Raw genomic sequence first — 12,819 nt, forward strand, 5'->3', positions numbered from 1 at the left:
GCGGTCGCAATGGTAATCCCGCGCTCTCTTTCCTCAGGCGCCTTGTCTATCTGATCAAACGGTACATAAGTCGCATTCCCTCTTAATGATGCATGCTTGGTGATCGCTGCTGTCAATGTCGTCTTCCCGTGATCTATATGACCAATCGTACCTACATTTACATGTGGTTTCGTTCGCTTAAATTTTTCTTTCGCCATCTTCCCGTCCTCCCCTATAGATTATCTTGTTCTTTTCTTCCCAATTTTGCAAATCATTTAAAACTGCATCCTAATAAACTGCCTGATTCTGCATGGTAGTATGGAGCCCACGACCGGAATCGAACCGGTGAACCTCTTCCTTACCAAGGAAGCGCTCTACCTGCTGAGCTACGTGGGCATGAACCTGTCAACAGCAATTCCACTATAGCAAAATCAAGCAAATAAAAATGAACTGGAGCGGGAGACGAGGCTCGAACTCGCGACAATCAGCTTGGAAGGCTGAGGCTCTACCAACTGAGCTACGTGGGCCTGGAGCGGGAAACGGGATTCGAACCCGCGACCCACAGCTTGGAAGGCTGTTGCTCTAGCCAGCTGAGCTACTCCCGCCTGGAATTTCCTCTAGAACTTACCCTTTCCTTTTAACCGTTAACTGTGGTGGAGAGGGGAGGATTCGAACCTCCGAAGGCTTCGCCGACAGATTTACAGTCTGTTCCCTTTAGCCACTCGGGAACCTCTCCACTGGCTTGTTTTCATTTTTGAGCTTTCCGTCTTCATTATATTCTGACCACGGAAAGCTCAAAAATGAAAACTTGATTGGAGCTGGCGATGGGACTCGAACCCGCAACCGGCTGATTACAAATCAGCTGCTCTACCGATTGAGCTACGCCAGCGGAAAGAAATATTATTTAGGTTTTATATTAAAATATATAATATTACCTATTATTTTTTTATTTGTCAATATTTTTTTATTTTTTCCCCGCCAACATTTTATTCACCCACTTAAGATACCCCTCTTCTCCTCCATCTACCTGTAAAGATATTACTTCCGGAATTTCGTAACTATGTATCTTTTTAATTTCATTAATTATTTTTTTTAGTTGCTTTTGAATCGTTTTAATTAAGAGGACTACTTCTTGCGCTTGACAAAGTTTCCCTTCCCAGTAAAAAAAGGACGTTACTTTGGGAATTACATTGACACAGGCCGCCAGCTTGGCTTCAACAAGTTTTTGGGCAATTTTCCACCCTTCCTTTTCTGATCCCGCTGTGGAAATTACTACCAAGGTCTTCATCGAATCTCTCCTCCCCGGATCGATTATTTTTTTATTTTCCCCTTTTTCCTTTGGTTTCTCTCCGCTGCCAACGCCTTGGAATAGAGTCCTGAAAGTACCTTTTGCATTTCCGGGTCTTGGACTGCGGATACTTCTTTGGCAATGTGTTCCCAGTCAGACCCGCTTAAAGGGGTTAAATCTCTTTGCAGGCTCTCTCCTCTTTCTTCTTTATCAAGATGCCCCACCTCACCAATGAAAAACCGGATATCCTGTAAAAAATCAATCCCCGTTTTTTCATGCAATTTTTTGACTATCAATTCTTTCATGAATTGCAGCTGCTGCATCCATACGGAATTTGTGACTTTTAAATATAATATTCGGTTTTTAATACGTATAGGTTCAGTTCTTTTAGCCACCTCTTCCCCCACTGCTTCTTTCCATACGTCCAAAAGTCTTTGTTCATTCATCCTGCTGCTAAGACCTACACGGTTACAGTAGTTTTTTAATATATCCCCTACCCGCAATGGTTTTTTTATTCGTTTTCCCATTTTTTAAATCTTCCTATTGATAATTGATGAAGAAAAAAACTCGGTTCTCTCTTGGAACCGTTCGTCAGGACAAATGCCAACCAAAATATCGTCCCGGTAAACCAACGAGAAAAAGGTTCGAATTACTTTACGGGTCCTTGTTTTCAACCGAATGATTCGTACCTTCTGTTATCCGCAAGGTTTAAAAAAAGTTAAGAGTGGTTCTTCAAATCCTCGATAAATGGCAGGTATCATTAAGTCCGCGGACGATAATCCCCTTCTCCGTGAATTCAATGAAGTTCTTTGCCGTGGCATCCTGGCGCAACTTCCTGAATTTCTGCAATGGGATTTCAAGAACTCGGCAAAGAATCGTTAGGTTCACAAAACTGTGGGCCACAGCTGCCACTGTATCATTGGAATGTTCTTCAATCATTCTCACAATGGCAGTCCAAGCACGGCGCTGAAGATCTTCCAAAGATTCACCTTCGGGAAGTTGGGCTGACTCTGGATGTTCAATCCAATTTTTTAAAAAATCCTGGAAATCCCTCCGAAGGTCCTCACCGGTCAACCCCTCAAGCCGACCCTGGTTTAATTCTTTCAGCTCTTCGACAACCACCACTGGACAACAGTGATAACGGGCGATTTGTTCTGCGGTTTGCCGCGCGCGGATTAGCGGGCTGGTGTAAATCTTAGCCAAAGCTTCCTCTTTTAAAGATTCTGCCAAGTGTTTGGCCTGGGACATTCCTTTGGAGCTAAGCTCTATGTCGGAAATCCCTTGAAATTTATGGTGTTCGTTCCACAGAGTTTCTCCATGGCGGATAAGGATTAGCCGCATGGCTTTTTTTCATCTCCTCTTATCCCGAATTCTTTTATGAAAAACCTTACTCCTCGGATCGCCCAAAACGCTCTTTAAGACAGCCTTATTGAAACCATGGTTATGATTTTGCACAAGATTTGATGAGGTAAAAGTAGGACAGGGCCTTCGAAAAGACTGGGGGGAAAACCATTTTTTTCTCTTTCTACAGGCCGCCCTTTCGTTCCTTTTCTAAATTCTGCCATGAAACTGCATCTACTCCGCTCACTCGTAGGCGTTTTCGGCGGGCTTTATGCCCGCTTAGAATCTCTACGCAGGAAGGGGACGTTCCCAAGGCTTTGGCCAGGATCTCTTGGCAAAAGCGATTGGCCTCTCCGTCCGTGGGCGCGGCCACCACACGAATCCGGAGAAATTCATCCCGATACCCCAAGATTTCATTCCGGGATGCGCGCGGTTGCACATATACGTTTAAGATTTTTTCAGTCAAAGAAGTCTTTTTTTTCTTCATTCGCCCTCGGCTTGTTCGGAGTCAAAGGCATCTCCTTTGAATTTTTCCAGCATTTTTAAATGCATCTCGATGATGGCCTTTAACGAAGCCTCAAACTGGGCCCGCTGCCTCTTGAGCTGGTTGATTTCTGCTTCCACCTGTAAGGCTTGAGCTTGGGTGCTATCGATGATCCTTTGGGCATTGCCTTTGGCCTCTTCTATGATCAACTCTCCTTCCCTGCGGGCGTTGTTTTTCATTTCCTCGGTAATCCGCTGGGCTGAGACTAAGGTATTGTGCAATTCTTTCTCTTTTGCTTCGAGTTCATTAACCCTGGCCAATTTGCGGCGGTCTTCCTCCCGTAATTGATGGTTTTCCTTTATTAGTTCTTCAAATTCATTGGCCAACAAGTCTAAAAAATTATCCACCTCCACCATATCAAATCCTCTGAACCGCACCCGAAATTGTTGTTGTTGAATATCCAGCGGAGTGATTTTCATAGGCACCTTCCTCCTTGTTTTTCGTTGGCCGAATAGCTTTCTATGGAGGTTTGCATCCCCATTTTAGAGCGTGAATATTAGGGAATGCAATTTGATAGTAGGGAGTATCCTGTCAAAAGTCAAGGCTTGTTTGAAAAATTTCCCAATTCTTTGCTACGGGTAAGATATTTCATTAAGGTCAAGTTTTTGTAGTTGACTTCATCCTAGGTCATTCAGTAGACTGCCTTTTATAAGAAGTTTATGGTTAGGAGTTTATAGTTCGGAGTCTATCTTGTCTACGTAAGAAGAACGGATCACTAACTCCGAACTCCGAACGAATAACTCCCATCGAATACCAGGAGGGAAAAATGCAAAAACCCGTCGGGATCATCGGAGGGGGAAACATGGGAGAAGCTTTGACCGCCGGTATCACCCAATCCGGCCTTTTAAACCCCGGGGAAATTTTATTTTTTGAACCCCGCTCCGACCGCAAAAAATTTCTCCAGAAAAAATTCGGCGTCTCTCCAACGGAAAGTAACCAAGGTCTTGTGAGTCTTGCATCCACCTTAATCTTGGCCGTTAAACCCCAGTCCGTTCCCGAGGTGCTCCTGGAAATTGCCCCTTGGATAACCCCCCACCATCTTCTTATATCCATCTGTGCTGGTGTATCCACCGATTATATCCAATCATTCTTTCCCAATCCTATCCGCATGATCCGGGCTATGCCTAACACCCCGGCCCTTATTCAAAAAGGGGCCACGGCCTTGGCCCCCTCTCCCGCTGCTAAGCCAGAGGATTTATCTGCCGCCGAAGCCATTTTTCAAGCGTTGGGAATTACGGTTGTGGTTAAAGAATCTCAGATGGACGCCGTCACTGGCTTGAGCGGCAGTGGGCCGGCCTACATATTTGCAGTCATAGAAGCCCTGGCCGCTGGAGGTGTAAAAGAAGGTTTGGGCCAGGATGTAGCTTTGGCCCTTACAACCCAGACAGTCCTAGGCTCCGCTTATTTAATTCAGGCCACGACCCAACATCCAGCAACTCTCCGCGATCAAGTCTGTACTCCGGGGGGTACAACCATGGCAGGTCTCTATGCCATGGAAAAAGGAGGGTTTCGACTGGCTTTGATGAATGCAGTTATTGCCGCTACCCAGCGGTCCAAAGAGCTTGGCGAAGCCCTGCAAAAACCCTCAAGCTCCTATCCGTTTCACCAGCAAAAAAGGGCTCTCCAATATCCTTCTGTTACACCTGGCGTTAAAAGAAGGAAGGGGAGGATCAAGAAGAATCCAAGAAATATCAAGGTAACTCGAAAGCTTCGCTAATGGCTTTTACCGCTTCCGGTAAAAGCGCTTCATCCACTACACAGGAAAGCGTGGAGATGGATGTACTAATGGCCAGAATATTGATCCCGGCATCTCCCAAGGCAGTAAACATTGTCCCGGCAATAAAAGGTTTTTCCCGGAAATGTGGACCAAAGATGGAAATGATCCCAACAGGTGAATGGTGGATTATCTTTTCTTGGCCCACCGAAGAGTCGAGCTGATTGAGGATTCTTAAGGTTTCTTCTAAATCCTTGCGATCGATACAAAAAATAACGTTCCCCCGCCCACCCAGGTCCACTGTTTGTACGATGAATTGAACATTGATCCCTTCTTTTCCTAAGGCCGCAAGAATCTTGCCTGCTAATCCCGGTCGATCCGGAACGGACATCACACCTACTTGGGCCAATTGCTTGCTCTGAAGAATCCCCCCGATCTTAATTTTCCCCATAGGCCTGTTACTTTCCAACTGAATCATTATATTGAGATCAATTCTACTGAACATGGTAAACGTTGTCTCAACTAATGTCAATCATTCACACAACTTTTTTCAACTTACATGTTTATGGGACTAGGTTATCTTGGCCCAAACAGATGGGGGGAAGCCGGGAGGAAAAATCGGTTCTCCATTCTGAACGTCCCCAAAAGCAAAAAATAAGAGTTTTATTTTTAAAGAAAAGAAGAGTCACCTAAAAACCCTTCAGTTACTTTTGCAAAGCGTTCTTCAAGACTTTGAGGCGATTTTGCATGCGCTGAAGAAAATTCTGCAATTCGATCTGGAAGGCTGCCAAACTTTCGGGACGTTTGGCCAAGAACTTTTCCATCTCCCCCTTCCAATACAAAATCGTATCGATTTCTTTCTTGGACATTTCCTCCTCTATTCTTTTTTTCATCCCTTTTATCCATTCCATCTCTTCCTTCTCCGGCTTCATGGCCCTCCCTCCTTTTGACCCAACCAATTCATAGGGATTGTTAATTTTTTTTAATCTATCCAAAACCCTTTTCCTTTGCAAGAATAAAATCATTTACTGGATAACCTCGGCCCTGATTTCATGTATAAGAATAGCACATAATTTTTCTCTTGACATATGCTGTTTTAAATCATAAAATTTCATCTAATTTTTATGCTGGAGATTTTTATGAAACGGACGACCGTTACTTTACCGCAAGAGTTGGTCGATGAACTTTTAGAAGTCACACCCGTGAAAAACAAGACGCAAGCAGTCATAGTGGCAATGCAAGAACGAATAAAAAGGAAGAAGATGGAAGTCCTTAAACGCATGGCCGGCCATGGGCGATGGCAAAAAGTGGCCAAGGTTTGAACGATGGATTCCCAGGAAAAAAGACGTTCGTTTCGCCCCGTGCTCATCGATACCCCCGTCTGGCAGGACTACTTCCGCAAGGAAGAACGCACCTTTCGGGAGGTTAACATTCTCATGGATGCCGGCCGAGTGTGTTGCCTCGATTTTATCGTTGCTGAGCTTCTTCACAACGCCGAGACGGAGGAAGAAATGAAAGTCTTCCAAGACTTCACACGCATCTTTCCCATCCTCCAAGAAAAGCCCGGTACTGGGACATGGGTAGAAGCTGCCCGTTTGGCCTTCAAGCTTCACCAAAAGGGTGAAAAACTTCCCCTGCGGGACTGCTATATAGCCGTCATGGCCAAAGGCCATAAGGCTCTTCTTTATACAACCAACAAAGGCCTCCATAAGGTCCGCCGGGCTATCGGTCTCAAACTATTCCCTGAAGGGAGGACCCCTGAATGAAGAGATCATCCGGAAGAACAGGGACTGCCCGAGAGTGGAGGGCATTTCAAAGAAGGATGCGGCAATCCCTCTCCCAGAGGCAATCTTTCAGGACAGGCTGCAAGCTTTTAGGTTTGCTTCTCGTTGTTTCCGTGGTCTGTGTTTCCCTGCTCTATGCCGCCAAAGGAAATCATCGTTCTTCCCAACCTAGTCTTTCACCCTCTCCTCTACAAAACTCAGAGCCGGAAAAAGTTTTTCAACCGCCACTTAATGGAAGCCTTCCTCACTTCGAGAAAATCGTAGATGGGAAATACGTCGAAGAGCGCGCATCCTACCGTTTCATTTATACGGTGGACCCCGCTCTCCAAGCTTGCGTGAACGAAGTCTTTAGAAATTACCGCCCCTCTTTCAGCGTTTTCGTAGCGATTGAACCCAAAACGGGAAAGATTCTCGCGCTGGCTGACTATGCTCGGGAAAACCCGAATTATCCGGGAATTTGGCAACGAGCTACTTACCCGGCGGCCTCCATCTTCAAGCTCATAACAGCTGCTGGGGCTCTGGAAAAAGGAGTCCTGGATTACGATTCTTCCGTTTCCTTTCGGGGGAATCAGTACCGTCTCGGCCCCCAAAAACTTGCCGCAAGTTCCCAACGAGATCGGCGGACGAATTTCGATGACGCCTTGGGCAAATCGAACAATGTGGTTTTTGGGCGGGTGGCTTCTAAACTCCTGGGATCTCAGACCTTACGGCAATACTCTGAGGCCTTTGGTTTCAATCACCCTATTCTATTCGATTTTCCCTTGGACATAAGCAAGGCTTTCATTCCCGAAGAATCTTATGATCTTGCCCGCTGTGGAGCAGGTTTTGGGGAGGTGACTCTCAATCCTCTGCACGCCGCCATGATCGCGAGTAGTATTGCCAACTGCGGGATTATGATGCGGCCCTATTTGATCGCAGAGATTGATAGCAAAAATGGCGAGAAATTATATCAGGCCAAGGCGGAAATGTTGGCCCAACCCATTGCGGGCAAAACTGCCCTGGATTTAAGCCGCATGATGCAGCGCACGGTGGAGGACGGTACAGCCTCTAAAATTTTTCACCGTTACGGCAAAAACTTATTAAAAAAAGTTTCGATTTGCGGTAAAACAGGTTCTTTGAGTGGGGATAATCCTCCGGGTCAATACGACTGGTTCATAGGTTTCGCCCCTGTAGAAGACCCACAGATCGCTTTTGCAGCGATGATCATTAACCAGGAGCGTTGGAAAATCAAGGGAGCTTTTGTGGCCCAAGAAGCCCTGAAAGAATTTTTCCGGGGAAAAAGCAACTGATGCTTATTCTGTTGCTCCCGTATAAGGTTTGCCACACGTTTTACAAATGCCTCTCTCGTCAACAACGCCGATGCAAGTACCATCACTGCAAAGGATTCGCTTGGAAAAATCAGTACCTTCCTCTTCGGGAGGAGCCGCTGCTGGAGCTTCCAAGGAGACTCCGCATCGATGGCAAAAGGAACTTTCCTTGAGGACGCCTGACCGGCAAGAGGGGCAAATCCTTTCCCCTAAGGTTTGTCCGCAATGAGGACATTTCATGATGAAAAACTCCTCTCCATGGCAGAAGGATTACAGCAATAGAATTTTTACCATATTTTTACTGATTCTTCAATAGCCAGAGATGGAAACTTCTGGCCAGGATTTCCCAAAAGGAATCTGCTTCTCGTTGTAAAAAATTCTTATGATCATCGATGCTCATACCCACCTATTCCCAGACGAGGTTCGGAAGAATCGCCACAATTTCTGCCGCCGGGATGACGGTTTTCGGCTTATTTACGAGAACGAAAAGGCACGCCTAGCCAGCCCGGAAGATCTCCTTAAAGCCATGGACCGTGATGGTGTAAACCAAAGCATCATTTGCGGATTCCCCTGGAAAGACCCGGGACTCTGTCGGGCAGGAAACGATTACCTTGTTCATTGTTTTTCTCTTTATCCTGATCGCTTCATCCCCTTTGCTTGTCTCCCTCTTTATCCCTTACGCGTGGCAGAAAAAGAGCTCGCCTATAGCTTGTCCCGAGGAATGCGAGGAATCGGAGAATTGGCTTTTTATCATCGGAACATTTCTCCGCGCGATATTAAAAACTTAGCCTTTATCCTACAACCCCTGGCGGGGCAAAAGATACCTTTTCTTCTCCATACCAGCGAACCTGTCGGGCATACCTATCCTGGAAAAAGCTTGGAAAACCTTCAGCGAACCTATCAACTTCTCTTGACCCTTCCTGACGTGATCGTGATATTAGCGCATTGGGGAGGCGGATTCTTTTTTTATGAGCTCATGCCCGAGGTTGCCCGAGCAGCCCAAAATGTTTATTATGATACAGCCGCTTCCCCTTTTCTCTATAAGCCCCAAATCTACGCCCTGGCCATTAAAATTGTCGGCCCGGCCCGTATCCTGTTTGGCAGCGACTACCCCTTGATTTCTCCGGCTCGTTACTTCGAAGAACTCAAAAAAAGCCGACTCCCGGCTGGTATCCTGGCAAAAATTAAAGGTCTGAATGTTCGGCGCCTTCTTTGCGGGAAAACAGTTTCCGGGACATGCCAGCGAGGGTTTGGTCCATGAACCCCAAACCTCCTCAAAATAAAAAGGAAGGCAGCAGCTTATGAAAAAAATGCTCATCAATGCCGTCGATCCCGAAGAAAGCCGCATGGCTATCGTGGAAGAAGGTTTGTTGGCTGAACTGACCATCGAAACCTCCCTGCAAGAACTTTCCCGGGGAAATATCTATAAGGGAAAAATCGTCAATATTGAACCCAGTCTCCATGCCGGTTTTGTGGATTACGGGGAAGCTCGCCACGGCTTTTTACCTTTCTCCGACATCCACCCGGACTGTTACACCCATCAGGAGAAAAAAGTTCCCAAAGAAGATCATCCCCGCATCCAGGAAGTTCTAAAGCGCAATCAGGAGGTTCTGGTCCAGGTAGAAAAAGAAGAAACTGGCACGAAAGGAGCAGCTTTAACCACTTACATTTCCCTCCCCGGCAGGTATCTGGTACTCATGCCTGGAAGTAATGGGGGAGGCATATCCCGCAAGATCGAAGAAGAAAAAGAGCGGCGAAAGATCAAAGAAATCGTCCATCAACTTGAAGTCCCAGAAGGGATGGGTCTGATTGTTCGCACTGCGGGTTTAGAAAAAAATAAAAGCGAACTCGCCAAAGATCTGCACTATCTTTTGCGCCTTTGGGAATCCATCTTGGCCAAGTCGAAAAAAATGCCTGCCCCTTCCCTCATTTACCAAGAACGCGACCTGGTGATTCGATCCATTCGCGATTATTTCACCCCGGATATCGACGAAGTTCTCGTTGACCATAAAGAAGTTTTCAACCGGGCTAAGGAATTTTTCCGGGTGGTCATGCCCCGTTACCAGAACAAAGTAAAACTTTATGCAGAAAAGCGTCCCCTCTTTTCCAAATACGAATTAGAGAAACAGTTAGAGGTCATTTATGAACGAAAGGTTCCCTTAAAATCTGGCGGTTCTATTATCATCGACCCTACGGAGGCCTTGGTTTCCGTGGATGTCAATTCCGGAAGGGCAACCCAAGGGCGCAATATGGAAGAAACAGCTTTCCGGACCAACCTGGAAGCCGCGCAGGAGATTGCCCGCCAACTCCGCCTCCGCGACCTGGGGGGGCTGGTGGTCATCGATTTCATCGACATGTGGGACCGCAAGCACAAACAAGAGGTGGAGCGGTGTTTACGCCAGGCGCTGAAACGTGACAAGGCCCGGATCGAAATGGGCCGCATCAGCAACTTTGGCCTCTTGGAGCTATCCCGTCAGCGGATCCGACCGGCAGTCAGCGGAAGAAGTTTTGTCTCCTGCGCCAACTGCGCCGGAAGTGGCTTGGTGAAATCCACAGAAGCAGCTGCCTTAACCGTCCTGCGGCTGGTCCAGGCTGGCTTGGCCAAAGGGGGATGCATTCAAGTCAGAGTAGAACTCCCCGATGAAGTGGCCACTTATCTTTTGAATCAAAAAAGAGCGGAGCTATTCCGCTTGGAAAAACAATACGGGTTGAAAATTCAAATCATCGGGCAGGCAGGACTGCCCATTCATCAATACCATCTGGATTTTCCCCGCAAAGACGCCCTTACCCTCCAGGAAAAACCCTTAGAAAAACCGAAGGAGCTGCGTGCACCTCTGGAAGAGCGGGAAAGGAAAGCCTCGTCGGAAGAAGCTGACCACTTGGCCATTGAAGAACTAAAGAAGGAAACGAAAGAAGGATTTCTAAGGAAGTTTTTCTGGCCCCCCTCTCTTTGGAGAGGAATCCGCAAATCGTCTTCCCATGCCTCACCCCCGATAATGGCGCCAGAAGACCGGGTACCCCCGGAACAGGGTCCGGAAGACAAGGCGGAAAAATCCAAAGAATAAGGGATTTTGCTCAGATCCGAATTTTTTCTCCGGGCTGCCAAATGATAGCTTTGGGGTTGATTCTCTTCTCTTGCAAGAGTTGCCGAAATCTGCGCGGGGGTTCCTCCGGCGGCTCCAGACTCAAACGAAATGCTCCCCAATGGATGGGTACCATCCGCCTAGCCCCAAGCATCTCCATGGCCTTTAAGGCATCTTCCGGACTCATATGTACCCTACGAAAAGAAGCCGGTTGGTAATTGCCGATGGGCAAACAAGCCAAGTCAATGGAATAATTAGCTCCGATTTCGCGAAACTCCTCAGTGAGTCCCGAATCTCCTCCAAAGAAAATTGTCCTGGTCCCCTGCACAAAATAACTTTGGGGGATGGACCGGGTTTCATAGAGGGAACGCCCCGGGGAATGTTTAACGGGCAGGGCTTGGACCATCAAGCTGCCGATGATCGTTCTCTCCCCCCAGGAAAGAGAACGGACATTGTTAAACCCCAGTTCTATTAGATATCTTTCGAGCTTTTCCGGAAGGACAATGGGAAGGTTACGGGGAAATAAGCTGAGGGTTTTTAGGTCCATATGGTCCAGATGGCCATGGGAAATGAGAATAAAATTTAAAGGAGGAAGATTCTGGAAAGGAACCCCGGGGGGGAGATGCCTTTGGAGAGGGTAAAGGCGTTTGAGGTAGAAAGGGTCGGTGAGAAAATTTTGTTCATCCAGATGAATCAGGACGGTGGAATGACCAATGAAAATAGCAGCGTTCTCTCCTTTGGGGAAAGCAAGGGGACTGCCCGAAAGATAGGAAGCCCCCTTCTCTAAACTTAATTCAGTCCGCCACCACATGCTTATCCCCTCTCCAAACCGCCGTAGACCACCGCTACCCACTCTTCGAACATAGGCAATCAAAGATTTCCTTGGAAACATTTAAAATCCCCCGGTGACCTCAAGGCACTGCCCTGACACATAGTCGGATAAAGGGGAAGCCAGGAATAAGATGGGGCCTGCGGCTTCTTCTGGTGTCCCGGCCCTTCCCATGGGGATGATCATGGCCATGACGTTGCGCATGGCCGCCGGAATGCCAATGGCTACAGGTTTGCCGTCACGATCCAGCGTCTGACCCGCTTCTTTCTCTTTGGTCAGACGGGTATCGATCCATCCATAGGCCACGGCATTCGCCTGAACGTTCAAGGACCCCCATTCTTTGGCCAGAGCCCGGGCTAGGCCTACAATTCCTGCTTTGGCGGACGCATAATTGGCCTGGCCGGCATTCCCTCGGGTTCCGGCCACAGAGGAAACATTGATAATCTTGCGATTCACCACTTTACCCGCAGTTTTTTCCTGTTTGGCCGCATCCCGGAAGTAGGGGGAAGCTGCGCGGATCAAACGAAAGGGACCTGTCAGGTGCACCGCGAGCATCGCTTCCCACTGCTCATCGGCCATCTTATGCAGGACGGCATCCCAAGTGTATCCCGCGTTGTTGACCAGGATGTGTAACCCACCCCAAGTTTGTACGGCTTTGCTTACAATGTTTTCCGCGAAGGAGGGGCTCGTAACGTCTCCTGGGAACGCAATGCTTTCCCCGCCAGCCGCCTTGATCTCGTCCGCAACCTCCTGGGCGGGCTTGACATCCATATCGCTCACTACAACCTTGGCTCCCTCCTGGGCAAAAAGCAAAGCTGCAGCTCGCCCGATCCCTCGGCCCGAACCCGTAATAATTGCCACCCTATCTTTGAGCATCTTTTCCATCATCATTCTCCTTTACTCTTCAAGGCATAAAAATACATTCACCACAGAGAGCGCCGAGACGGATT

At 47.6% G+C, this 12,819-nt stretch carries 16 protein-coding genes and 4 tRNA genes; 6 read left to right on the forward strand and 14 right to left on the reverse strand.

Annotated features, from left to right (window positions below; genetic code table 11):
* From Q7V48_08745 to Q7V48_08790, 10 genes are all read right to left on the reverse strand, one after another.
* A partial coding sequence (locus tag Q7V48_08745; GenBank protein ID MDO9210823.1) for a GTP-binding protein occupies positions 1-197 on the reverse strand: 197 nt, incomplete at its 3' end.
* Positions 198-298: 101 nt separating this feature from the next.
* Positions 299-375, reverse strand: a tRNA-Thr gene (locus tag Q7V48_08750).
* A gap of 132 nt (positions 376-507) precedes the next feature.
* Positions 508-584 (reverse strand) — tRNA-Gly (locus tag Q7V48_08755).
* 46 nt (positions 585-630) lie between these two features.
* Positions 631-715: transfer RNA gene (locus tag Q7V48_08760), tRNA-Tyr, on the reverse strand.
* A gap of 77 nt (positions 716-792) precedes the next feature.
* Positions 793-868 (reverse strand) — tRNA-Thr (locus Q7V48_08765).
* A 75-nt stretch (positions 869-943) separates the two neighbouring features.
* Positions 944-1,267 (reverse strand): divalent-cation tolerance protein CutA, encoded by a 324-nt coding sequence (gene cutA, locus Q7V48_08770; GenBank protein ID MDO9210824.1) that lies wholly within the window; start codon positions 1,265-1,267, stop codon positions 944-946.
* Between the two features lie 23 nt (positions 1,268-1,290).
* A complete protein-coding gene (locus tag Q7V48_08775; GenBank protein MDO9210825.1) occupies positions 1,291-1,794 on the reverse strand; it encodes a DUF721 domain-containing protein in 504 nt (167 codons plus the stop codon).
* A 205-nt stretch (positions 1,795-1,999) separates the two neighbouring features.
* The gene (locus tag Q7V48_08780; GenBank protein MDO9210826.1) at positions 2,000-2,608 is read right to left on the reverse strand and encodes a histidine phosphatase family protein; all 609 of its coding nucleotides are present in this window, start codon (positions 2,606-2,608) and stop codon (positions 2,000-2,002) included.
* A gap of 184 nt (positions 2,609-2,792) precedes the next feature.
* Complete coding sequence (locus Q7V48_08785) at positions 2,793-3,095, reverse strand: DUF167 domain-containing protein (GenBank protein ID MDO9210827.1); 303 nt, start codon at positions 3,093-3,095, stop codon at positions 2,793-2,795.
* A complete protein-coding gene (locus tag Q7V48_08790) occupies positions 3,092-3,571 on the reverse strand; it encodes a DivIVA domain-containing protein (protein MDO9210828.1) in 480 nt (159 codons plus the stop codon). The genes Q7V48_08785 and Q7V48_08790 overlap by 4 nt, the downstream gene beginning before the upstream one ends.
* Before the next feature lie 347 nt (positions 3,572-3,918).
* On the opposite strand from Q7V48_08790, the gene proC reads away from it, so the two are divergent.
* Positions 3,919-4,869, forward strand: coding sequence for a pyrroline-5-carboxylate reductase (gene proC / locus Q7V48_08795; protein MDO9210829.1), 951 nt, complete (start codon positions 3,919-3,921; stop codon positions 4,867-4,869).
* Here proC and Q7V48_08800 read toward each other — a convergent pair.
* Both Q7V48_08800 and Q7V48_08805 read right to left on the reverse strand, forming a co-directional pair.
* Positions 4,844-5,317 carry an ACT domain-containing protein gene (locus tag Q7V48_08800; protein ID MDO9210830.1) on the reverse strand — a complete coding sequence of 158 codons (474 nt, stop codon included), beginning with the start codon at positions 5,315-5,317 and terminating at the stop codon, positions 4,844-4,846. The genes proC and Q7V48_08800 overlap by 26 nt on opposite strands.
* Before the next feature lie 253 nt (positions 5,318-5,570).
* Complete coding sequence (locus Q7V48_08805; GenBank protein ID MDO9210831.1) at positions 5,571-5,798, reverse strand: hypothetical protein; 228 nt, start codon at positions 5,796-5,798, stop codon at positions 5,571-5,573.
* Positions 5,799-6,005: 207 nt separating this feature from the next.
* Between Q7V48_08805 and Q7V48_08810 the strand changes: the two genes are divergently transcribed.
* From Q7V48_08810 to Q7V48_08830, 5 genes are all read left to right on the forward strand, one after another.
* Positions 6,006-6,188: a DUF2191 domain-containing protein gene (locus Q7V48_08810; protein ID MDO9210832.1), complete on the forward strand. Its 183-nt coding sequence runs from the start codon at positions 6,006-6,008 to the stop codon at positions 6,186-6,188.
* Between the two features lie 3 nt (positions 6,189-6,191).
* Entirely contained in the window at positions 6,192-6,632 is a 441-nt protein-coding gene (locus Q7V48_08815) for a PIN domain-containing protein (protein ID MDO9210833.1), read from the forward strand.
* The gene (locus Q7V48_08820; protein ID MDO9210834.1) at positions 6,629-7,939 is read left to right on the forward strand and encodes a penicillin-binding transpeptidase domain-containing protein; all 1,311 of its coding nucleotides are present in this window, start codon (positions 6,629-6,631) and stop codon (positions 7,937-7,939) included. The genes Q7V48_08815 and Q7V48_08820 overlap by 4 nt, the downstream gene beginning before the upstream one ends.
* A gap of 400 nt (positions 7,940-8,339) precedes the next feature.
* Entirely contained in the window at positions 8,340-9,218 is an 879-nt protein-coding gene (locus Q7V48_08825) for an amidohydrolase family protein (GenBank protein ID MDO9210835.1), read from the forward strand.
* 40 nt (positions 9,219-9,258) lie between these two features.
* On the forward strand, positions 9,259-11,022 hold the full coding sequence (locus Q7V48_08830) for an Rne/Rng family ribonuclease (GenBank protein ID MDO9210836.1): 1,764 nt from the start codon (positions 9,259-9,261) through the stop codon (positions 11,020-11,022).
* A gap of 10 nt (positions 11,023-11,032) precedes the next feature.
* On the opposite strand, the gene Q7V48_08835 is transcribed toward Q7V48_08830, so the two are convergent.
* Both Q7V48_08835 and Q7V48_08840 read right to left on the reverse strand, forming a co-directional pair.
* Entirely contained in the window at positions 11,033-11,851 is an 819-nt protein-coding gene (locus Q7V48_08835; protein ID MDO9210837.1) for an MBL fold metallo-hydrolase, read from the reverse strand.
* Between the two features lie 81 nt (positions 11,852-11,932).
* The gene (locus Q7V48_08840; protein ID MDO9210838.1) at positions 11,933-12,754 is read right to left on the reverse strand and encodes an SDR family oxidoreductase; all 822 of its coding nucleotides are present in this window, start codon (positions 12,752-12,754) and stop codon (positions 11,933-11,935) included.
* Positions 12,755-12,819: the final 65 nt, after the last annotated feature.

Source organism: Deltaproteobacteria bacterium, assembly GCA_030654105.1.
In the GTDB taxonomy this organism is placed as follows: Bacteria; Desulfobacterota; SM23-61; order SM23-61; family SM23-61; genus JAHJQK01.